The organism is Cytobacillus sp. MT66 (assembly GCF_058792595.1).
In genome coordinates this window covers 444,118-464,265 of the sequence record NZ_JBXAFB010000003.1, presented here as the reverse complement: position 1 = coordinate 464,265, position 20,148 = coordinate 444,118, and the positions used below count along the sequence as shown (strand labels likewise).

21 protein-coding genes are annotated in these 20,148 nt (G+C 39.0%); 13 read left to right on the top strand and 8 right to left on the bottom strand.

Translation table 11 applies throughout. From position 1 onward, the window contains the following. Nucleotides 1–47: 47 nt before the first annotated feature. Entirely contained in the window at nucleotides 48–1,280 is a 1,233-nt protein-coding gene (locus AC1Q59_RS08250) for an MFS transporter (protein WP_492365312.1), read from the bottom strand. Between the two features lie 92 nt (nucleotides 1,281–1,372). After that, a complete protein-coding gene (locus AC1Q59_RS08245; RefSeq protein ID WP_492365311.1) occupies nucleotides 1,373–2,866 on the bottom strand; it encodes an ATP-binding protein in 1,494 nt (497 codons plus the stop codon). Between the two features lie 164 nt (nucleotides 2,867–3,030). Here AC1Q59_RS08245 and AC1Q59_RS08240 point away from each other — a divergent pair, with 164 nt between their 5' ends. Next, entirely contained in the window at nucleotides 3,031–3,468 is a 438-nt protein-coding gene (locus tag AC1Q59_RS08240; RefSeq protein ID WP_492365310.1) for a MarR family winged helix-turn-helix transcriptional regulator, read from the top strand. Between the two features lie 157 nt (nucleotides 3,469–3,625). Then, entirely contained in the window at nucleotides 3,626–5,320 is a 1,695-nt protein-coding gene (locus AC1Q59_RS08235; protein ID WP_492365309.1) for a M3 family oligoendopeptidase, read from the top strand. 43 nt (nucleotides 5,321–5,363) lie between these two features. On the opposite strand, the gene AC1Q59_RS08230 is transcribed toward AC1Q59_RS08235, so the two are convergent. Further along, entirely contained in the window at nucleotides 5,364–7,520 is a 2,157-nt protein-coding gene (locus AC1Q59_RS08230; RefSeq protein WP_492365308.1) for an ATP-dependent Clp protease ATP-binding subunit, read from the bottom strand. Between the two features lie 236 nt (nucleotides 7,521–7,756). On the opposite strand from AC1Q59_RS08230, the gene AC1Q59_RS08225 reads away from it, so the two are divergent. Continuing rightward, nucleotides 7,757–8,803 carry a YkvI family membrane protein gene (locus AC1Q59_RS08225; RefSeq protein WP_492365307.1) on the top strand — a complete coding sequence of 349 codons (1,047 nt, stop codon included), beginning with the start codon at nucleotides 7,757–7,759 and terminating at the stop codon, nucleotides 8,801–8,803. Between the two features lie 38 nt (nucleotides 8,804–8,841). Here the strand turns inward: AC1Q59_RS08225 and AC1Q59_RS08220 are convergent, their stop codons facing one another. Beyond that, nucleotides 8,842–9,534, bottom strand: coding sequence for a DUF8580 domain-containing lipoprotein (locus AC1Q59_RS08220; RefSeq protein ID WP_492365306.1), 693 nt, complete (start codon nucleotides 9,532–9,534; stop codon nucleotides 8,842–8,844). 227 nt (nucleotides 9,535–9,761) lie between these two features. Here AC1Q59_RS08220 and AC1Q59_RS08215 point away from each other — a divergent pair, with 227 nt between their 5' ends. Then, nucleotides 9,762–9,872 (top strand): DUF6254 family protein, encoded by a 111-nt coding sequence (locus tag AC1Q59_RS08215; protein WP_492365305.1) that lies wholly within the window; start codon nucleotides 9,762–9,764, stop codon nucleotides 9,870–9,872. 36 nt (nucleotides 9,873–9,908) lie between these two features. Here the strand turns inward: AC1Q59_RS08215 and AC1Q59_RS08210 are convergent, their stop codons facing one another. Next, entirely contained in the window at nucleotides 9,909–10,097 is a 189-nt protein-coding gene (locus AC1Q59_RS08210; RefSeq protein WP_492365304.1) for a YkvS family protein, read from the bottom strand. Between the two features lie 223 nt (nucleotides 10,098–10,320). Here AC1Q59_RS08210 and AC1Q59_RS08205 point away from each other — a divergent pair, with 223 nt between their 5' ends. The 6 genes from AC1Q59_RS08205 (at nucleotide 10,321) to AC1Q59_RS08180 (ending at nucleotide 14,739) form a co-directional block, all read left to right on the top strand. After that, nucleotides 10,321–10,689 carry a cytochrome-c oxidase gene (locus AC1Q59_RS08205; RefSeq protein WP_492365303.1) on the top strand — a complete coding sequence of 123 codons (369 nt, stop codon included), beginning with the start codon at nucleotides 10,321–10,323 and terminating at the stop codon, nucleotides 10,687–10,689. 193 nt (nucleotides 10,690–10,882) lie between these two features. After that, complete coding sequence (locus AC1Q59_RS08200) at nucleotides 10,883–11,146, top strand: phosphocarrier protein HPr (protein WP_492365302.1); 264 nt, start codon at nucleotides 10,883–10,885, stop codon at nucleotides 11,144–11,146. A gap of 2 nt (nucleotides 11,147–11,148) precedes the next feature. Next, nucleotides 11,149–12,861: a phosphoenolpyruvate--protein phosphotransferase gene (ptsP, locus tag AC1Q59_RS08195; protein ID WP_492365301.1), complete on the top strand. Its 1,713-nt coding sequence runs from the start codon at nucleotides 11,149–11,151 to the stop codon at nucleotides 12,859–12,861. Nucleotides 12,862–13,064: 203 nt separating this feature from the next. Further along, a complete protein-coding gene (locus AC1Q59_RS08190) occupies nucleotides 13,065–13,526 on the top strand; it encodes a hypothetical protein (protein WP_492365300.1) in 462 nt (153 codons plus the stop codon). Between the two features lie 92 nt (nucleotides 13,527–13,618). After that, nucleotides 13,619–14,497, top strand: a complete 879-nt coding sequence (locus AC1Q59_RS08185; RefSeq protein WP_492365299.1) for an NAD(P)-dependent oxidoreductase — start codon at nucleotides 13,619–13,621, stop codon at nucleotides 14,495–14,497. A 59-nt stretch (nucleotides 14,498–14,556) separates the two neighbouring features. Next, nucleotides 14,557–14,739, top strand: a complete 183-nt coding sequence (locus AC1Q59_RS08180; RefSeq protein ID WP_492365298.1) for a hypothetical protein — start codon at nucleotides 14,557–14,559, stop codon at nucleotides 14,737–14,739. 63 nt (nucleotides 14,740–14,802) lie between these two features. Here the strand turns inward: AC1Q59_RS08180 and AC1Q59_RS08175 are convergent, their stop codons facing one another. Further along, entirely contained in the window at nucleotides 14,803–15,006 is a 204-nt protein-coding gene (locus tag AC1Q59_RS08175; protein WP_492365297.1) for a hypothetical protein, read from the bottom strand. A gap of 231 nt (nucleotides 15,007–15,237) precedes the next feature. On the opposite strand from AC1Q59_RS08175, the gene AC1Q59_RS08170 reads away from it, so the two are divergent. Then, nucleotides 15,238–16,143, top strand: coding sequence for a chemotaxis protein (locus tag AC1Q59_RS08170; protein ID WP_492365296.1), 906 nt, complete (start codon nucleotides 15,238–15,240; stop codon nucleotides 16,141–16,143). A gap of 231 nt (nucleotides 16,144–16,374) precedes the next feature. Here the strand turns inward: AC1Q59_RS08170 and AC1Q59_RS08165 are convergent, their stop codons facing one another. Beyond that, nucleotides 16,375–16,845, bottom strand: a complete 471-nt coding sequence (locus AC1Q59_RS08165) for a YkyB family protein (protein ID WP_492365295.1) — start codon at nucleotides 16,843–16,845, stop codon at nucleotides 16,375–16,377. 89 nt (nucleotides 16,846–16,934) lie between these two features. After that, nucleotides 16,935–17,822 (bottom strand): metallophosphoesterase, encoded by an 888-nt coding sequence (locus AC1Q59_RS08160; RefSeq protein WP_492365294.1) that lies wholly within the window; start codon nucleotides 17,820–17,822, stop codon nucleotides 16,935–16,937. 202 nt (nucleotides 17,823–18,024) lie between these two features. On the opposite strand from AC1Q59_RS08160, the gene fadH reads away from it, so the two are divergent. After that, complete coding sequence (gene fadH / locus AC1Q59_RS08155) at nucleotides 18,025–18,789, top strand: 2,4-dienoyl-CoA reductase (RefSeq protein ID WP_492365293.1); 765 nt, start codon at nucleotides 18,025–18,027, stop codon at nucleotides 18,787–18,789. 102 nt (nucleotides 18,790–18,891) lie between these two features. After that, entirely contained in the window at nucleotides 18,892–20,109 is a 1,218-nt protein-coding gene (locus tag AC1Q59_RS08150) for an EAL domain-containing protein (RefSeq protein WP_492365292.1), read from the top strand. Nucleotides 20,110–20,148: the final 39 nt, after the last annotated feature.

Here is a 20,148-nt window from a genome sequence, read left to right as displayed (position 1 = left end):
TGTTTATAAAAAGGATCTGACAAAAAGTCAGATCCTCCTATTTATACTTATGAATTCCATTCTTCAAGTTTTTTGTCTGAAGGCAAAAGCAAGGTTAAGATTCCAAGCAGCGGCAAAAGGCCAGTGAATATCATAGTATTGGAAATACCAATTAAGTCGGCTAAATACCCAATCACGATTGAACCGATTGCACCCATGCCAAATGCAAGACCAACCGTCAGGCCAGCCATAGTTCCAATTTTCCCAGGAACGAGCTCCTGAGCATACACAACCGCAACTGAAAAGCTTGACATCAGTATAATACCTGATAGGGCAAGAAGGCAAAAAGCAGCTGCTGGCGGTACGAACGGGATTAAGATGGTTAATGGCGCAGAAGCCGCCATCGATAGAAAAATGACTGTTTTTTTGCCAAACCGGTCTGCTAGTGGTCCGCCAAAGAAGGTGCCAATCGCTCCAGCAATTAAAAAAGCAAATAAGAATATTTGAGATTGCTTGATTGTAAATGAATAGGTTTCAATAGTAAAGAACGTATAATAGTTTGTCATCCCTGAAACGTACCAGGAACGTGCAAATATCAAAAATAGGATAAGGATTAGTGCAAACCATACTGATTTGGAAATGCCTTTTTGACTGGCTGCAGAAGCTTTCTTCTTTTGGTTGACCGAGCTTCTGTCCACTCTCAATTTTCTTGTATACCAAAAGGCAATATAGGTAAGAAAGCAAACGGCTGCTGCAGCAACGACACTAAACCATGCAGCACCTCTTTGGCCTAACGGGACAAGGACCAGCGCGGTGATTAGAGGGGCCATCGCCTGTCCGCTGTTTCCGCCAACCTGATAAATGGATTGGGCAAGTCCGCGCCGCGTGCCGGCTGCCATAAAAGCGACCCGTGATCCTTCAGGGTGAAAAACAGCTGAACCAAGCCCAATGAATAGTACTGAGACAACAACGAGTTCGAAGTTAGGTGCAAACGCTATGCCAAGTACGCCAAACATACTTGAGGCTAGGCCGATCGGCAAAGCAAATGGCATTGGCTTCTTATCTGTAAACATACCGACAACCGGCTGTAAAACAGATGAGACCATATTTAAGGCAAAGGCGATAATTCCAAGCTGTGTAAAGGAGAGTCCCATTGATTTCTCCAAAATAGGGAACATAGCCGGAATAATAGCCTGTAATGAGTCATTAAATAAATGACAAAGACCGATAATAATTAAAATCCGGTAGGCAGTGCCGCTCCCTTTTGGAAGCGGTTGAACTGCCGCTGTTGCATTGCTCATTTCGACAGGACTCCTTTTTTAGATAAAATAAAAATTTAGCGGTACTAATTATATATAATACAAGATTTCCTTTAATTTCTAAATATTTTTAATTAACATATCGGGAGGAAAATATTCACATTCGTACCTTTGTTGACTTCGCTTTCAATCTTGATTTCTCCGCCGAAAGATTCAATGATACGTTTACAGACAACAAGCCCAAGACCCGTTCCTAAATCCTTTGATGTATAGAAAGGCTCAAAAATCTTATGAATCTTTTCTTCAGGAATTCCAATGCCAGTGTCGATGATTTCAATCTGGCATTTGTTTGCGGATCTTTTCAGCGTTACAGATAGCTGTCCGCCGCCCTGCATAGCTTCTAACGCATTCTTTGTCAAATTCAAAAGAACCTGCTTTAATTGGTCTTTCGTGCAATCCACATAAATAGGCCCTGCAGGCAATTTGGTGTCATAGTCAACATTATTTAGGTTTGCTTCCGATTGTATGAGAGGTTCCAGTTCGGTGAATACACTCCGTATGTCAATGCACTCTGTTTTTTGTGCAGTCGGTTTGCCAAGGATTAAGAATTCACTGACGATCTCATTGATTCGATTCACCTCATCATTGATGACGGAAAAATAATATTGATCTTGTGTATTCGTATATTTTTCGCTTAATAGCTGGACAAGTCCTTTAATTCCAGTTAAAGGATTTCGAATTTCATGCGCAGTACTTGCGGCTAATGTGCCGACAAGCTCCAATTTTTGCAGTTCATTTTCTTTGATCACCCTTTTTGCCTTTCTTCTAAGCATCAAATATTTAATAAATAGAAAGAGGATATGGCAAACAAAAAGCATTAGAACAGCAAAGTAAAGGATATTTTTATTGATTTCTGCCAAGCTCCTTTTAGGAACCTCAACCTTGATGCTCCACGGAAGTCTATCAATCGGCAGGGAAATAGAGTTGGTTTCATCCATTTTTGCTGAGCCATCCATATTAATATCCATCATCATCGTTCCATCAGGATTAACGATGGATAGTTTTGCATCAGGAGTCAGAAGTCTCATAATATTTTGGATATAATCAACCCGTAAATGTGCGACAAGAATAAAGGCTAATTTACCGTTGTTATCAATGACCGGCTCGCCAATTCCAATGACTTTATGGCCATTTTCAAATTTTTCAAGATGGTTGGAAATGATAATATCTTGTGATTTAATTATTTCTTTAATATATTCATTACTGGAAAAATCAGCGCCGATAAGATTTGCGTTTGAGCCTGTTATCACTTTTCCATCTTGACCTAATAGGTAGATTCCGCCATAGCGGGGATCCTTCATATGGGTGCTTTGCAGCAGCGGCAAAATCTTAGTTGGCGAATCAATCACTGTTTCTGCCATTAATGCAATCATATCTAAGGACGTAACCGTCTCTCCGATCAATTGATCCCAGCTTTTTTGATGAATAGATGCCACCCACAGGGCATCATTTGTGCGCTGAGCCTTATCGTTTTCGACAGCCTCTTTATAGTAAAGAAGGACGCCGCAAACAGTTGGCAGGATAACAATAATTAAATATAATAGGAAATTTTTATATCGAATGTTCATATGCTTTCTCCATTGAATATATTTACTCCAAATGCTAGTATAACATTTTAATGGTTCATACGATGAAAATTATAGCGTTGAATTTCATTCTGGTAAAATTGACATGTAAACGGAAAGTTTCATATAATTTATTTGAATTCAAGATATTAAAAAGGATTGAAGATATGATGGAACAGACAGACCAATCTTTAAAATTATTTATTGTTTTATCAAGAGCCTATCGGGCTGTTAACGAGAATGTGAATAAGTTAATTCAAACATATGGACTGAATCCTACTGAATTTGCGGTTTTAGAGCTCCTTTATCATAAGGGTGACCAGCCAATGCAGCAAATTGGCGGAAAAATTCTGCTGGCAAGCGGCAGTATTACTTATGTTGTTGATAAATTAGAACAAAAAGGCTATTTAACCAGAGTCGCTTGTCCGAAAGATAGACGGGTAACCTATGCACAAATTACTGAAAAGGGAAAAGAATTTATTGAAAAGATTTTCCCGGATCATGCCCAATACATTGACTCTTTAATATCCGTTCTATCAGAAGAAGAAAAAGATACAGCAATCACCCTGTTGAAAAAGCTTGGTTTATCCGCAAGCAAAAGATAGGAATTACCATTCATGTTAATGCTAGAGCGGCGATGTTGCCGCTTTTTCTTTTCCTCTGATTACTGACTGAATTTAGGAGGATATTAAACAGAGTACAGCGAATACGTAAAAAATGAAAGTCTTTATAACATATAAAGGCTTAAGGAGGCAATTAAAAATGGGATTTGCAGATTATACATATACTCGTCCGAATATTGATGAAATAAAAAAGAAATTTGATGCCGCATTGCTTAAGTTTAATGAAGCGAAAACAGTTGAGGAACAAAGTAATGCTATGAATGCAATTAACGATATTCGCAATGACTTTGGCACAATGGCCAATCTCTGCTATATTCGCCATTCTGTCGATACAAATGACGAGTTTTATAAGGAAGAACAGGATTATATGGACGAAATTGAGCCGGAAATGGATGGTCTATTAACAAAGTACTATCAATCGCTTGTGAACTCCAAGTTTCGCAAAGACCTTGAAGAGAAATGGGGATCGCAAGTTTTTGCCCTGGCCGATTCCCAGCTGAAAACGTTTTCTCCAGAAATAGTTCCTCTTCTGCAAAAGGAGAATAAACTCTCATCAGAATATACCAAACTGATTGCTTCAGCGAAAATTCAATTTGAGGGGGAAGAACGGACCCTTGCGCAAATGGAGCCATTTACGCAATCTACAGACCGTGAAGTCAGAAGAAAAGCGAGTGAAGCAAGGTTTGACTTTTTAGCTGAAAATGAAAACGAACTTGACCGCATTTATGATGAATTAGTAAAAATTAGAACCGAAATAGCAGAAAAGCTTGGATACAAAAATTTTGTTGAGCTTGCTTATATGCGTATGCAAAGAACGGATTATAATGCGGAGATGGCAGCAAAATTCCGGGATCAGGTAAAAGAATATATCGTGCCAATAGCTACAGAGCTTAAGGAACGGCAAAGAGAGCGAATTGGTGTCGATGAGCTCAGGTATTATGATGAAGCATTCAACTTCAGCACAGGAAATGCCACGCCAAAGGGAAGCCCCGAATGGATTATTGACAATGGCCAGAAGATGTATAATGAGCTTTCCAAGGAAACAGGGGAATTTTTCAGGTACATGAGAGAAAATGGCTTAATGGATCTCGTTGCTAAGAAGGGGAAAGCTGGCGGCGGCTATTGTACATACATTGAAAACTATAAGGCGCCATTTATCTTCTCTAATTTCAATGGAACATCCGGTGATATCGATGTACTGACACATGAAGCAGGCCATGCTTTTCAAGTGTACTCAAGCCGCAGTTTTGAAATTCCTGAATACAATTGGCCGACAATGGAAGCATGCGAAATTCATTCCATGAGCATGGAGTTCTTTACTTGGCCATGGATGGAAAATTTCTTTAAAGAGGATACAGAAAAATATAAATTTGCTCATTTAAGCGCGGCACTGCTTTTCTTGCCGTATGGTGTTTCTGTAGATGAATTTCAGCACTGGGTGTATGAAAATCCTGAAGCGACACCGCAGGAAAGGAAGCAGGCTTGGCGGGAAATTGAGAAAAAGTATCAGCCCCATAAAAATTATGATGGGAACGAATATCTGGAAAATGGCGGCTTCTGGCAGAGACAGGGCCATATCTATAATTCACCATTTTATTATATTGACTATACTTTGGCACAAATTTGTGCATTCCAGTTTTGGAAACGTTCAAGGGAAAATCACGAGGAGGCCTGGAAGGATTATGTACATCTCTGCCGCTTAGGAGGCAGCAAATCCTTTACACAGCTTGTGAAAGAGGCAAATTTGATTTCTCCATTTGAAGATGGCTGTGTGCAATCCGTTGTAGGTGAAATCGAACAATGGCTAAACTCTGTAGACGATAAGAGCTTGTAATCAAAAAGAGACAGACTCCTTTAGGGAATCTGTCTCTTTTGCATTATTTTGTTTTAATAACAATTTGCTCATTTTCCAGTACGGCTTGAAGATCTTCTTCACCATTGTGGTCGATAATAAAGTCAGCCAGCCTATCTTCAAGCTGATCTTGGATAACCCTTCTTAGCGGACGGGCGCCAAAGGCTGGATGGTAGCCGAGGTCAGCCAGTTTTTCCTTTACTTCATTTGAAACAGTAAGCTGAACTTTTTGTTCCATTAGAGTTTCTTTTAACTCATTAAGCATGATATCAACAATTTTTAGGAGATGCTCTTTATCAAGTGTCTTAAATTCAATAATATTGTCAAAGCGATTTAAGAATTCCGGCTTAAAAAAGCTTCCAAGTGAATCTAGAATGCTGGCTTCTTTCACTGCTTCACTTGAAGTGCCGAAGCCAACATGAATTTCCTTATGGCCAACACCTGCGTTGCTTGTCATAATAATAACACTATCCTTAAAGCTTACAGTGCGGCCCTGACTGTCTGTTAGACGCCCATCTTCAAGAATTTGCAGGAACATATGCTGGACATCTGGATGTGCTTTCTCAATTTCATCCAGCAAGATGATGCTGTAAGGATTTCTTCTGACTTTTTCAGTTAATTGCCCTGCTTCCTCGTGGCCAACATAGCCAGGAGGTGAACCAATGATTTTTGAGACGCTGTGTTTTTCCATGTACTCACTCATATCAAGCCTGATCATCGCGTCTTTTGAACCGAACAGTTCTTCTGCAAGTGTTTTTGTAAGCTCTGTTTTACCTACACCAGTAGGACCGACAAAGAGGAAGGAACCAATTGGACGATTTTTGGCCTTTAATCCGGCACGGCTTCTGCGAATCGCTTTCGCAACCTTTTCAACAGCCTCATCTTGCCCAATAACCTTTTTCGCAAGGCTAGCTTCAAGGTTTTTCATTTTTGCCTGTTCATCTTCCATCAACTTACCTACAGGGATTCCTGTCTTCTGCTCAATAATTTCTTGAATGTGGGAGACTTCGACAACAGGACGTTCGGAATTTCCATTTTCATTTAATGCTTTTTCAAGTTTCACTTCTTCATCGCGCAATTTTGCTGCGGCTTCGTATTTTTCTTCTTTTAACACCTGTTCCTTTTGCTTGCTGATTTCTTTTAATCGGTTTTCAATTTCCTCTGTAGAGGAATAATCAGATTTTAAGTTGATTTTTGAACCAGCTTCATCCATTAAATCAATGGCTTTATCTGGAAGGAAGCGGTCCTGAATATAGCGGCTTGATAACTGTACACAAGCCTTTAATGCGTCATCTGTGAAAGTGACCTCATGGTAATCTTCATATTTAGCTTTTAACCCTTTAAGAATTTCCAGTGCCTCATCCATTGTTGGCTCCTGGACATATACTGGCTGGAATCTTCGTTCTAGAGCAGGGTCTTTTTCAATTTGACGGTATTCCTTCAAGGTAGTTGCGCCAACAAGCTGAAGCTCGCCTCTGGCAAGTGCTGGCTTAAGAATATTGCCGGCATCCATGGAGCCTTCGGCAGATCCTGCGCCGACTAGAAGGTGAATCTCATCAATAAAGAGAATAATATTTTTTCTTTCCTGAAGCTCTGTAATCAATTGCTTCATTCTTTCTTCAAATTGGCCTCTAATGCCTGTATTGGCAACAAGGGAGGCAACATCAAGCAAGTAGACCTCTTTGTTCTGCAGCTTTTTCGGAACATTTCCTTGAGCAATCATTGTTGCAAGGCCTTCCGCAATCGCTGTTTTACCAACACCAGGTTCACCAATTAAAACAGGGTTGTTTTTATTTCGTCTATTTAAAATTTCAATGACACGGTTAACTTCTTCATCACGGCCAATAACAGGGTCAATTAATCCAGCATTGGCAGCCCGAGTTATATTTCTTCCAAATTGATCAATAAATCCTCCGCGGCCATTATGCTGCTGGGTATGAGGGGCAGCATTTTGCTTTTGCATTGGCTGATAGGATGATGGATCGATATTTTTAAATAGCTCGCCAAAGGGGATCTGATTAAATCCTGAAAAACCTCCCATAGATGGACCAAAGGAGGAGCCAATTTTTGCTTTTTCGTCTTGATAGCAGGCTTGGCAAAGGATTAGCGTTTTTTCATTTCCATTGACATTTACCCGAAATTGAACGTTAGCTTCATTTTGATGACATTTTTGACAAAGCATATGGTCATACCTCCTATTTATCATTGTTTGACTTTGACTAACTTTGACCTTATGACTTTATTATACTTTGACCTTTTTTGACTTTCAAGTGTTTTTTGTAAAAAAATAAGACTTTTTGACAAAAGTAATTGAAATGTGTTGTTCAAAATTGCCTCAAATTATGCCTGCCTTTTTCTAATAAAGCTCGTCTTTGTTTGTCCTGCCGGTCATATATTGGTATGGAAGGAGGAGATTTCGTGAAGACGAATTGGAGTGCAGCCTTTCAAATCGCTGCCGTTTATGTAGGGACAGTGGTTGGGGCTGGATTTGCCACGGGGCGGGAAATTGTTGAGTTTTTCTCCCGTTTTGGGTTTATCGGTTTTATCTCTATTTTAATGAGCGGCTATATATTAATCTTTATTGGTGCGAAGCTGATGAGGATAGCGGCTCTTATTCAGGCAAAATCGTATCAGGAACTAAATCTGTACTTATTCGGAAAATTTTTCGGTTCAGCTATAAATGTTTTAATGCTTATCATGCTCCTGGGTGTATGTGCAGTCATGTTATCTGGTGCAGGGGCTGTATTTGAAGAGCAGCTTGGATTATCTAGATATACGGGGATATTTTTGACTATGGCCCTGTCCATTCTTGTCATGATCTTAGGAACAAAAGGGATTTTTGCTGTTAATACATTTGTTGTACCTATGATGATTGCATTTAGTTTTCTATTGATGTTCCTTTCGATGCAGCTGCCGGCTTTTCCGGAGCAGATGCTATTTATCCCGTTTGCTGAAGATGGCTGGAAGTCGGTAGTCGCTCCATTTTCCTATGCAGCCATGAATCTGAGCCTTGCCCAGGCAGTCTTAGTTCCGATTGCATCAGAGGTGAAAGACGATCGGACGGTCAAATGGGGTGGAATATTGGGGGGAATTGCCTTAACTGTTATTTTGATTTCGAGCCATATTACCCTAGTGATGCTCCCAAATCTTGAAAGCTATGATATCCCAATGGCTGTAATCATGAAGACGATTGCTTCTTCATTTTTTTGGATTTATGTTTTTATTATTTATGGTGAAATTTTTACATCTGTTATTGGGAATGTTTTTGGCATTGAGCGCCAGGTACGGCAATACATCAAGGTTCCAAGTATCCTGACGGTCAGTGTTATCTTTGTCATATGTTTCTTTATCAGTCTGATTAATTACGGCACGCTGCTTTCCTATCTTTACCCGATATTTGGCTATATCAGTATCATTTTTATTGTCCTATTATGGATGAAGCCATTTCATGCAAGTCAAAAGTAAAAAAAAATTGGGGCCAATATGATGGCCCCATCTGGATATTAATCAGCAATAATTGTTTTGCCCATTTGCACGAATGCATCTGAATAGTCTGCTTCCTCATTTGTAAAAATAGTCAGCTGCATAGGCTGTTTTGCATTTTTTATTAAATATCCGGTCATAATTTCTCCATTTTTTGAAGCTTTCATGGCTGTACAGTCTTTGAAGAATTCATCGTCAGGCACCTGAATTGTTTCTACTTCTTCGTTTAATGACGCAAGCTGTGTTTTCATTGTTTCCTCGGCCATCTTCCAATCAGTATCAGGTGACAGGTATTGGATGCGCATAAATGTATTGCCATCTTCTGTCAAGTATACAACATCTTGGTTGGGCTCCTCAGCTGTGAGCTCGAATTCAGGGAGCACATACATAGAATAATGAAGATTATCACTGGTCTGTAATGTAGCTGTGGCTTCTTTTGTTTCCCCATTTAATTGATATTGAATACTTTGTTCAGAACCTCTAGTTTCATTATCTTTGGCTTCTTCAGCGTTTTGGTCATTGTTTTCTGATGCATCATCTGCTGTTTCGTCTGCTGGGTTCTCTGTATTTTGATTATTTTGGTCTGCTTGTTCTTCATTCTGGGATGGAGCTGAACCGTTTTGCGGTTCTTCGGCGTTTTGGCTTGTCCCGCATCCAGTTGTTATTATTCCAAGCAAGCCTGCAATCATAATCCAATTTGCAATTTTTTTCATTTTGTCATTCCTCCCGCAGGTGTAAATACCTTTTCATAATTTTAGACGAAAAACTTTTTGTATGGTTACATTATCTTTCCTTTCGTTTCATAGATTACCATTTCTCCACCCATCAAACAACTAATTGCGGGAAAAGCACTCAAAAAAGCCTATAAATAAAAGGTGGCTAGAAGGAAATAAAATATCCATTTAGGTAAATGCTAATAAAAGAAGGGAGGGCTGCCAATATGACAAGATCAAAACGCGAAAAAGAACGGGCTTGGACTGTCAGAAAGCAGGACCAAAATCCGCATGGGAAAGTAAAGTCGTTTAAAGAACTTAGCAAGGAAGAAAAATAAGAGGCAAAATAAAAAGCAGCGAGGAAGCTGCTTTTATTATACCAACGTCTCCTTAATAACCTTGTAGTTTTTATGGTTAACTACCGTTCTTTGTTCCAAATCTAGATCACGGAAATTGCTCATAATCGATAAATCCACAATGACTGAGTTTTCGTTTACTTTCTCTACTACCCCTTGTAAACCATCGCGAAATTCAATGACATTCCCAATCTCTGCTCTTTTCATTCGCTCACTCTCCTTTGAAAACGTTTTTATTTATATTACTAACAGTTTGCACTAAAATTTTTATTTCGTAAAGGAATTTGGTTAAATTTATAGAAAATTCTAAAACTAAAATAAAATAATCATAAATTTTTGTTGGGGCTGCCTTAGTCCCATATTCTAAAGTAAAAATGATGCTCATATTCTTTAACATTATTATGACTTTTGTTAGAGAGGAGGAGCATAAATGGGACTTAAGCTGATAAAAATTTCCTCTGTATACTTTGCAATTGGCATTCTGTTGGGCTATTATATGTCAGTATCTCATTCCTATGAACTCACGCCTGTCCATGTTCATATTAATCTTCTTGGATGGACATCACTTACATTGGCAGGTATTTTGTACCACCTATTTCCATCTTTAACTGCTTCAAAATTAAGCAAATGGCACTTTTGGCTGCATAATATCGGGTTGCCGATCATGATGATTTCTTTGGCTATGATTGTGGCAGTACAAAATGCTGCTTTTGTACCTGGGACAGCAATTGGCGCAACACTAACGGCCCTTGGAATTCTTCTTTTTGTCTGGAATATCCTAAAAAATTTAAAAGCTTAAATTTAGGCAAAATTAATTGAATATAAATAAAGCTTAATAAAGGGCATTTCCATTGGAAATGCCTTTTCTAATGATTTTTAAACGTACATGAAAAGATGAATTTAGGCAAAAATAAACAGAGAATTTTTCGTTTTACCCTTAATAAAGTTCTTTGGGATTTTTTAAAGATCATGTAAAAGGAGATTGATCCAATATGGCGGAAAAACATTATACAGTGATTTCGGAATCAGGGATTCATGCACGTCCTGCAACTCTCTTAGTACAGACAGCAAGCAAGTTTGATTCTGACATTCAATTAGAATATAAAGGAAAAAGGGTAAATTTAAAGTCTATTATGGGTGTTATGTCATTGGGCATTGGCAAGGGTGCGGAAATTATTATTAGTGCTGAGGGCAGTGATGCTGAGGAAGCACTTAATAGCTTAGAGGAATTATTGAAAAAAGAGGGACTGGCATAACAATGAGCTTTATAAGCGGAATAGCGGCTTCAGGCGGAATTGCTATTGGAAAAGCCTATATCCTCAATGAACCTGACCTATCCTTCGATGAAAAACAAATCGATAATCCAGATAAGGAAATTGAGCGTTTCCGATCAGCCATTGCAGCTTCTAAGGCCGAGCTGGAAGGAATCCGGAGCCATGCAAGTGAAAGTCTGGGTGAAGATAAAGCAGCCATTTTTGATGCCCATTTATTAGTTCTTAGTGATCCAGAGCTGCTCACTCCCATAGAAGAGAAAATTACAAAAGATAAAGTAAATGCCGAACATGCTCTTCAAGAGACTGCCGGGATGTTTATTACTATGTTTGAACAGATGGATAATGAATATATGAGAGAAAGAGCAGCAGACATTCGTGATGTAGAAAAAAGAGTCTTATCCCACCTGCTTGGCGTTAGGTTATCCTCACCAAGCATGATTGCCGAAGAAGTAATTATTATTGCAGAAGATTTAACACCTTCAGACACGGCACAATTAAATAAAGAGCTTGTTAAGGGATTTGCGACCGATATTGGAGGACGAACATCGCATTCAGCGATCATGGCGCGTTCATTGGAGATTCCAGCAGTTGTTGGCACCAAGGAAGCAACGAAGAAAATCGAGAATGGGGACATGATTATTGTTGATGGCCTTAACGGACTTGTACATATTAACCCTACTCAAGAAGCGACTGATGAATACGAAGCAATACAAAAGAAGCTGGAAATAGAGAAACAGGAATGGGCAAAATTAAAAAATGAAAAAACAGTTACTGCAGACGGGCATCATGTCGAATTAGCCGCAAACATCGGAAGACCCGTGGATCTTGAGGGTGTAATTAATAACGGTGCGGAAGGAATCGGACTTTATCGTACTGAATTTTTGTATATGGATAAAGAGAAGCTTCCATCAGAGGAAGAGCAATTTGAAGCCTATAAAGAAGTCCTGGAAGGGATGGAGGGCAAATCTGTTGTTGTGCGAACCCTTGATATAGGCGGGGATAAAAAGCTTCCTTACCTTAGTTTGCCAAATGAAATGAACCCATTCTTAGGCTTCCGTGCTATCCGATTATGTCTTGAGGAACAGGAATTATTTAGACCACAGCTTAGAGCCTTGCTGCGGGCAAGTGCCTATGGAAACCTAAAAATTATGTTTCCGATGATTGCTTCTATCGATGAATTTCGGCAGGCAAAATCTGTACTGAAAGAGGAGAAAGAAAAGCTGCAAAAAGCAGGGCACCAAGTTTCAAAAGATATTGAGGTTGGCATTATGATTGAAATACCATCTGCTGCAGTAATGGCTGATCAGTTTGCTAAAGAGGCTGATTTCTTCAGTATCGGCACAAATGATCTCATTCAGTATACTATGGCAGCTGACCGTATGAATGAGCAGGTCTCATACCTTTATCAGCCTTATAATCCTGCTATTTTGCGCCTTATTCATATGGTGATTGAGGCGGCCCATGCTGAAGGGAAATGGGCAGGCATGTGCGGTGAAATGGCAGGTGACGAAACGGCCGTTCCACTGTTATTGGGGCTAGGTCTCGATGAATTTTCAATGAGTGCTGCTTCTGTATTAAAGGTGCGTTCACAAATGCGGAAGTTAAACAAAACTGATATGGAAGAGCTGGCAAAAAAGGCACTGCAAATGAAAACAGCTCAAGAAGTTAAAGAGCTTGTAAAAAGCACCATAAAATAGTTTTTTAAAATTTTTTTCTAAAAAAGGTTTATAGGTTCTTTTAGCAGGGTACAAATAAAACAGCACTTACTATCCTAAGTTGCTCATCCTATTTCTCCCTTTATTTTCCGGCCAAAACGGCCGGATTTTTTTTGCCCTTTTCCATAAATGGGGTTTACCCCCAGCGAGTAAAGGAAATGGTAAAAAGAGGAGGGAAATGAAATATGGTATATAAAAATGTAAAGCTGATTTTCGTCATTCTTTTGGCCGCCGTATTGTCCGGATGTTTGCCTAAAACACAGGAAACTATTATAAACAGCCATGCAGAGGCATTTTTGACCAAAAATAATGAGCTGCAGTTTCGGTTTAAAATCAATGAAGAAATTCTAAGCGGTGAAGATGTATATAAAGTAAAAGTATCGATACATAATGAGAAGTTAGCTAAAGCGCTAGGTAAGGATGAAATTATCTATGGGTCGAACTATAACCATGCAGGAGAATATATTGAGGTGAAAAATAAAAAGGACCATTTCATCTCTATGAATCCAATTCCTTTGCTTTTAGATTTACATGTGTTTGAAATAGAGGAGATGATCGTCAACGAGGACGCAGTTTCTGTTGAAGTATACAATGATGAAGAGGTTATCGGAAAAGCGTTCTTGACAAACTTTTCTTCACAGTTCTAATTTTATTTATACTTAAATCTCCATTTCTTTTGATTTGAATGATAATATAGAGATAATATTCTGAATAAATAGGGGAGAGAGGAGAATCTTTCGTGCTAACACCTGAAAACACCGTAATTGGTTTTATTGGAACTGGAGTCATGGGAAAAAGTATGGCTGGACATTTGCTAAAGGCAGGATTTCCGCTTGTTGTCTATTCCCGGACAAAGGCAAAAGCAGAGGAGCTGCTTGCAAAGGGGGCCGGCTGGGCAGATACACCAAAGGAGGTTGCTGAAAAGGCAAATGTCATCATTACGATTGTCGGCTATCCAAATGATGTTGAAGAAGTTTATTTAGGCCAAGATGGCATTGTTACAAATGGAAGAGAAAATACATATGTCATTGACATGACTACGTCAACACCAACCCTTGCTAAAAGGATTTATGATGAGGCAGCAAAGAAAGGGATTTATGCCTTGGATGCTCCTGTATCAGGCGGAGACATCGGTGCTAAGGAAGCCAGACTTTCTATCATGGCAGGCGGCGATCAGACAGCTTTTGAAGCCGTTCAGCCAATTTTAGAGAAGCTTGGAACCAACATTGTTTATCAAGGGGCACCTGGTGCTGGACAGCATACAAAAATGTGTAACCAAATTGCGATTGCTTCCAACATGATTGGGGTTTGTGAAGCAGTTATATATGCAGAGAAAGCAGGTCTAGACCCTAATACAGTGCTAAAAAGCATTTCAACTGGTGCAGCCGGCAGCTTCTCACTATCTAATTTAGCGCCGAGAATGCTAAATGGAGATTTTGAACCAGGGTTTTATATCAAACACTTTATTAAGGATATGAATATTGCTTTAAAGGAAGCGGAAGCCATGGGAATGCAGACCCCTGGACTCGCTCTGGCAAGGAAAATGTATCAGGAGCTTGCTGAAGCCGGCGAGGAAAACAGTGGTACACAAGCGCTTTACAAGTATTGGAAACAGTAAATGAATAAAAACTCCCCTTTTTAATCAATAATAAGAAGGATAAAAAGGGGGGTTTTTTTATGGCGAAGAAAACGAAAAAAAATGATCCGCAGCAAAAGAACAAAAAAGGATTTGATTCTGCTGTCATTGATTCTGAATTCTCTCACGAATTTGGAAGCGCTGATACAAATAAAATCCATAAGGATAAAGCCAAAAAGGAAAAGGCGAGTAAAAATAACGGGAAGTATAAAGGACAAGCCTAAGGAAAAAGGTGAGCATAAAGCTCACCTTTTGTTTTTCGAGGATTTTACTGTCTATATAAACGATTAATATCCATAATCCCAATCTACTTCATTTTCATGCCAGAAAACAGGTGACACAGGCCCAAAGTCAACGATCTTGTTGTTTAATTTGCATTTGCAGTGCTCGTCACCGCTCTGCGCTTTCAGTTCTTCATAAACACAATGCTCAATCTCTTCGATCATAGTTACTTTTTGGTTCTCCTGAAATAGGATAGCCGTGCCTTTCATGATTCATAGCACCTCTTTTAAATTTTTTTGTTTTCCTTATTTCTCCTTGATTGTATCTCCTTTTGGATAGAAAATCCACATTATGTGAAAACGTTCACAAAAACATCAAATTCTAGTGATTTTGAAAAATTTTCACAATTTCTCTTAAAAATTTCAAAGAAAAAAACTCCTTTCATGGTATAGTATTAGGTAGATTTGACTATTTATATTTTTGGAAGGACGACTATAACGGTGGAACAGCATAAAGGAATATTACTTGAAAGCGGTACAAATGAGCTCGAAATCGTAGAATTTGGCATTGGGAAAAATAAATACGGCATTAATGTCATTAAGGTAAAAGAAATTATCAATCCCGTACCTGTTATCCAAATCCCGCATGCACATAAAAATATTGAGGGCATTATTGAACTGCGCGGTGAAGTATTGCCTGTAGTGGATGTTGCTGCCTCATTAGGATTTGGGGCATCTGCAAATCCTGAGCTTGATAAGTTCATTGTTGCAGAATTTAATAAACAAAAGATTGTTTTTCATGTTCAGAGTGTCACGCAAATACACCGGATCTCCTGGCAGCAAATTGAAAAGCCATCAGAGCTGTATCAGGGAACTGAAAGTTTAATTATTGGAGTTATTAAATTAAATGGACAAATGATTTTATTGCTTGATTTTGAAAAAATGGTTATGGAAATCAATCCAGAGACAGGGATACATGTCGGGCAGGTACAGAAGCTTGGGCGAAGGGAACGGTCCAGCAAAAGATTGGTTGTCGCAGAGGACTCACCGTTATTGCGGAAATTGCTTAGCGATACCTTAAAAGAAGCTGGCTATGAGAATGTCGAGTTTTTCGAAAATGGCCGTGAGACAATTGAATATCTTGAAAACCTCATTGATTCTGGAAAGAACATGGAGGATGAGGTACAGCTAATTGTTACGGATATTGAGATGCCGCAAATGGATGGGCATCATTTAACAAAGCGGATTAAAACCAATTCAAAGCTTTCTAAAATTCCCGTCATTATTTTCTCTTCTTTAATTACAGAGGATTTAAAACATAAAGGTCAAATGGTTGGAGCAGACGCCCAGGTGAGCAAGCCTGAAATTGCTGAGCTTGTGCTGCATATTGACAAAATGGCGCTTTAAATTGTAAAAGCCAGATTCCGCGTTTTTATGCGAATCTGGCTTTTTCTATTGGCTTGGGAAGCAAATTAGTTGATTTCCTCTCCAGGCGCTTCGCTTTCCGGGGGGCGTTTTGCGAGCCTCCTCAGAGCTTCGCTCCTGTGGGGTCTCGCTTCAACGCTGATCCCCCAGGAGTCTTCGCGCCTTCCACTCCAATCAACTAGTAATTAATCAACATTAAGCGTTAACACTATTTTAAAAATAACTTTCTCCGAGTTTCTTAAATACAGGTTTTTGATAGCGTCGCTTTTTATTCATTGGATCTTGGTTTTGTTCTTTCATTCCAGTATAAGCAATTAATATTCTCTTTGCCTGATTAAGAGATAGAGAAGCTTTTGGATTTCTGACATGTGTATTTAATTTTCCTAAATGCTGTAACTTAGTGAAGTCTTCTTTTGATGGAGGGATATGAAATGTGTATTTTCCGCATACCACCAATACATCCGACTGCTGCTGGCTATATTTAGGATTGCTTGAAAAATGAAGACCGGCTTTTTTTGCCTTTCCTTCTTTAATCAGCTTCAATAAAGCCTCTTGCTTTAATTTGTATAAAAACTTTGGGTTTGGCGCCGTTTTTGCATGGCGATTAACGGTGAAGATTGCTTGTGAGAGGTTTTCAACCGTTGGGTGCAGTTCATGAGGAGAATCACTCTTTTCCGATTTCAATAGTATGGCTCCTTTCTATTAATAAGGGGTATAAGGCTATTATACCCCTTTTTTCGAAAATTTGAAATCCGTATTAGGAAATTATCCAATTATTTACTTGAAGATTCTTCCTCGGTGACTAGGGTGAAGACTGAAAGCTCCGGCTTCGTTAGAAAACGAAAAGGAAGGCGAGTTGTTCCAATTCCTCTGTTGACATATAAGGTTAAAGGAGAATTCCCGCTTAATTCGTAAAATCCCTCCTGATACTTAACGGCAAATGGAACTTTGACTAAAGCGCCAATAAATGGAATTTTTATTTGTCCGCCATGGCTATGACCGCTTAATTGAAGATGTATTTGATAATTTGCAGCTTCATCCGCTAAGTCAGGTGCATGGGATAATAGAATTTTATAAGATTCCGCTGGGATTCCTGACACAGCTTGTCCAATATCAGGATTCCCAAGCATCGCATCATCTATGCCGATTATATGGAGGCTGCTTCCATCGAGGAGCTTAATTTCTTTGTTTTCATTATTCAGAAGCTGAAATCCGGCATTTTCCATAATACCTTTATAGATATCTGTCCCGTATCCCCCATGATCGTGATTTCCATAGATGGCAAATTTCCCAAAAGGAGCTTCAAGCTGCTGCAGTAATGGAATGATGGAACTGGCTTGGTAATATTTATTTGGTTCATCCATTAAATCACCAGTAAAAAAAATAATATCTGGCTTTTCGTCCATAATTTTCTTCAGCAGTTTTTTAAATTGCTCTAAATCATAATGAAAACCAAGATGGGTATCACTGAATTGAATGATTTTGAACTGGTGAAAACCCTTTGGGATGAATGAATTTTTTATTTGATGATGGCTTATTTCTAATAGTCTTGGCTCTATATCCCGGGCATAAAAAAATCCGCCTGCTCCAGCACCAATGAGGGCAAGGAAAGAGCTAAGCGTTTTTTTTATAAACGTCCTTCTTGAAATTTTTTTCGCCATATTATAACCAACCTATCTATTAATGAATCTTTTCTAATACTATCAAACTCTGTTTATAAAAAGAAGGGGAAACACCATGGATGTTTCTAGAAACGATAGGAGCTTTTCGTTATTATTCTATTTATATATTTGTTAGAAAATTCTTTAATTTAGTGTTAAAATGTAAATGAATGACTATTCAGTTTACAAGAGGTGTTAAAAAATGATGGGTAAAACAGTTATTGTAACCGGCGGTTCTAGCGGGATGGGGAAACATATGGCCAAACGATTTGCCGAAGCTTCCGCGAATGTTGTTATTACAGGAAGATCAAAGGAACGTCTGGAAGAAGCAAAAAAGGAAATAGAGGTCAATCCAGGACAGGTATTAACCATACAAATGGATGTTCGGGAAGTAGAGCACGTAAAGCATATGATTGATGAATCTGTTAAAACCTTTGGAAAAATAGACTTTTTAGTTAATAATGCGGCTGGAAACTTTATTTGTCCTGCTGAAAAGCTTAGTCCAAATGGCTGGAATTCTGTTATTAATATCGTATTAAATGGGACATTTTACTGTTCGAGCGAGGCTGGCAAGTATTGGATTGAAAACGGAATAAAGGGCAGCATTATTAATATGGTTGCTACCTATGCATGGGGGGCTGGTGCAGGCGTGATACACTCTGCCGCAGCTAAAGCTGGTGTATTGTCAATGACAAGAACACTCGCTGTTGAATGGGGAAGAAAATATGGAATACGAGTAAATGCCATTGCACCTGGTCCAATAGAACGGACAGGCGGAGCAGATCGTTTATGGGAATCGAAAGAAGCAGCTGATCGTACACTTCATAGTGTTCCGCTAGGCAGACTTGGAACACCAGAAGAGATTGCCGAGCTCGCGTATTTTCTTTTCTCTGATCATGCAGCATATATTAATGGCGAAGTGATCACCATGGATGGTGGGCAGTGGCTGAATCAGCATCCATTTTAATGAAGTGATTTCTTTTTAGAGGAGAGGGCAGAGGACAGTTCTCTGTCCTGGCATAGAAGATTATGGTATAATGATACATCATTGTATCGGAGGTCTTTTAGTATGGATGCACTGGAGATCCTTACAGATTTAGATAACGTCTTTCCGTATTTTCAGCCGATATTCAGTGCTGATGAGCATCGGGTAGTTGGATATGAAGTTTTTGGAAGATATAGAAGTGAAAACGGCATTATCAGCTTGGGGCCTTTTTTCCTAGATGAAAGTATTCCTGAGGAGTACCGCCTTGAAGTTGACAATGCTGTATTAAGAAAAGCACTTGATAAAGCCTTAGCCCTTGAACCTGACATCATGCTATTTATTAACAAGGATGCGGACCTTTTATTATTTGATAATGCCGAGTCCCTATTAGAGCTTCTAATGGAATATCAGGAAAAAGGCATCAAGCTTGACCGTATTATATTAGAATCGACAGAGCGAATATATCGCGGCGATCTAGAGCATTTAGATCATCTATTAAATTATTTGCGTACATATGGAATTAAAATAGCGATAGATAATATGGGGAACGAAAGAAGCCATGTTGACCGCATTGGCCAATTTGCTCCAAATATTCTTAAGATCGATTTGAATGAGCTGCGCTCTCAGGGAACAGCAAAAGCCCTGCATGATGTGTTATATTCCATATCAATGCTTGCACGGAAAATTGGTTCAACCCTGCTTTTTAAGAATATTGAAATGGTTTACCAGCTTCAATTCGCCTGGAGAAATGGCGGCAGATATTATCAGGGCTATTACTTGAAGGAACCAGGGGAAAGCTTTGTTGATAGAGATATCCAAAAACAAATGTTAAAAGAAAAGAGCCTGGAGTTTATTTCCTATGAAAAGAAAAAGCTAGAGGATTTCTCTGCAGTTACAGAACAATTTAACGATAGCCTGCTGCAGTTTCTTCAGACGAAAAACCGCAGGCTGCTTGATTATGAGGAGCTGCTGAAGGCTTTATCAGCTCCCTTAAATGATGTAGCTTTTCGTATATATATTTGCAATGAGGATGGTTTTCAAACATCGCCCAATATTTTTAAAGGAAGCGACGGCTGGTTTATTCAGCCTGAATACTTACGTAAAAACTGGAGCTGGCGTCCTTACTTTTTAGAAAATATCATGAAAATGAGAAGAGATAAAAGAGGCATTCTATCAGATTTATACTGTGATGTGGAAACAGGAGAAACCATCCGGACCTTCTCCTATCCGCTAAATGCAAAGGAATATATATTCATTGATTTAACCTATGAATACCTATATGAACATGAAGGTTTACTGTAAAGGTCTCGTAAAGAGGCCTTTTTTGTTGTTTTTCTTAAA

Excerpts from the sequence above, each read along its gene's own strand:
- AC1Q59_RS08180 (WP_492365298.1), top strand. The coding sequence starts at position 14,557 with ATGGCGAAGAAAACGAAAAAAAATGATCCGCAGCAAAAGAACAAAAAA.
- AC1Q59_RS08150 (WP_492365292.1), top strand. The coding sequence starts at position 18,892 with ATGGATGCACTGGAGATCCTTACAGATTTAGATAACGTCTTTCCGTAT.
- AC1Q59_RS08245 (WP_492365311.1), bottom strand. The coding sequence starts at position 2,866 with ATGAACATTCGATATAAAAATTTCCTATTATATTTAATTATTGTTATC.
- AC1Q59_RS08235 (WP_492365309.1), top strand. The coding sequence starts at position 3,626 with ATGGGATTTGCAGATTATACATATACTCGTCCGAATATTGATGAAATA.
- AC1Q59_RS08240 (WP_492365310.1), top strand. The coding sequence starts at position 3,031 with ATGATGGAACAGACAGACCAATCTTTAAAATTATTTATTGTTTTATCA.
- AC1Q59_RS08160 (WP_492365294.1), bottom strand. The coding sequence starts at position 17,822 with ATGGCGAAAAAAATTTCAAGAAGGACGTTTATAAAAAAAACGCTTAGC.
- AC1Q59_RS08215 (WP_492365305.1), top strand. The coding sequence starts at position 9,762 with ATGACAAGATCAAAACGCGAAAAAGAACGGGCTTGGACTGTCAGAAAG.
- AC1Q59_RS08175 (WP_492365297.1), bottom strand. The coding sequence starts at position 15,006 with ATGAAAGGCACGGCTATCCTATTTCAGGAGAACCAAAAAGTAACTATG.
- AC1Q59_RS08200 (WP_492365302.1), top strand. The coding sequence starts at position 10,883 with ATGGCGGAAAAACATTATACAGTGATTTCGGAATCAGGGATTCATGCA.
- fadH (WP_492365293.1), top strand. The coding sequence starts at position 18,025 with ATGATGGGTAAAACAGTTATTGTAACCGGCGGTTCTAGCGGGATGGGG.
- AC1Q59_RS08250 (WP_492365312.1), bottom strand. The coding sequence starts at position 1,280 with ATGAGCAATGCAACAGCGGCAGTTCAACCGCTTCCAAAAGGGAGCGGC.
- AC1Q59_RS08190 (WP_492365300.1), top strand. The coding sequence starts at position 13,065 with ATGGTATATAAAAATGTAAAGCTGATTTTCGTCATTCTTTTGGCCGCC.
- AC1Q59_RS08220 (WP_492365306.1), bottom strand. The coding sequence starts at position 9,534 with ATGAAAAAAATTGCAAATTGGATTATGATTGCAGGCTTGCTTGGAATA.
- ptsP (WP_492365301.1), top strand. The coding sequence starts at position 11,149 with ATGAGCTTTATAAGCGGAATAGCGGCTTCAGGCGGAATTGCTATTGGA.
- AC1Q59_RS08210 (WP_492365304.1), bottom strand. The coding sequence starts at position 10,097 with ATGAAAAGAGCAGAGATTGGGAATGTCATTGAATTTCGCGATGGTTTA.
- AC1Q59_RS08230 (WP_492365308.1), bottom strand. The coding sequence starts at position 7,520 with ATGCTTTGTCAAAAATGTCATCAAAATGAAGCTAACGTTCAATTTCGG.
- AC1Q59_RS08205 (WP_492365303.1), top strand. The coding sequence starts at position 10,321 with ATGGGACTTAAGCTGATAAAAATTTCCTCTGTATACTTTGCAATTGGC.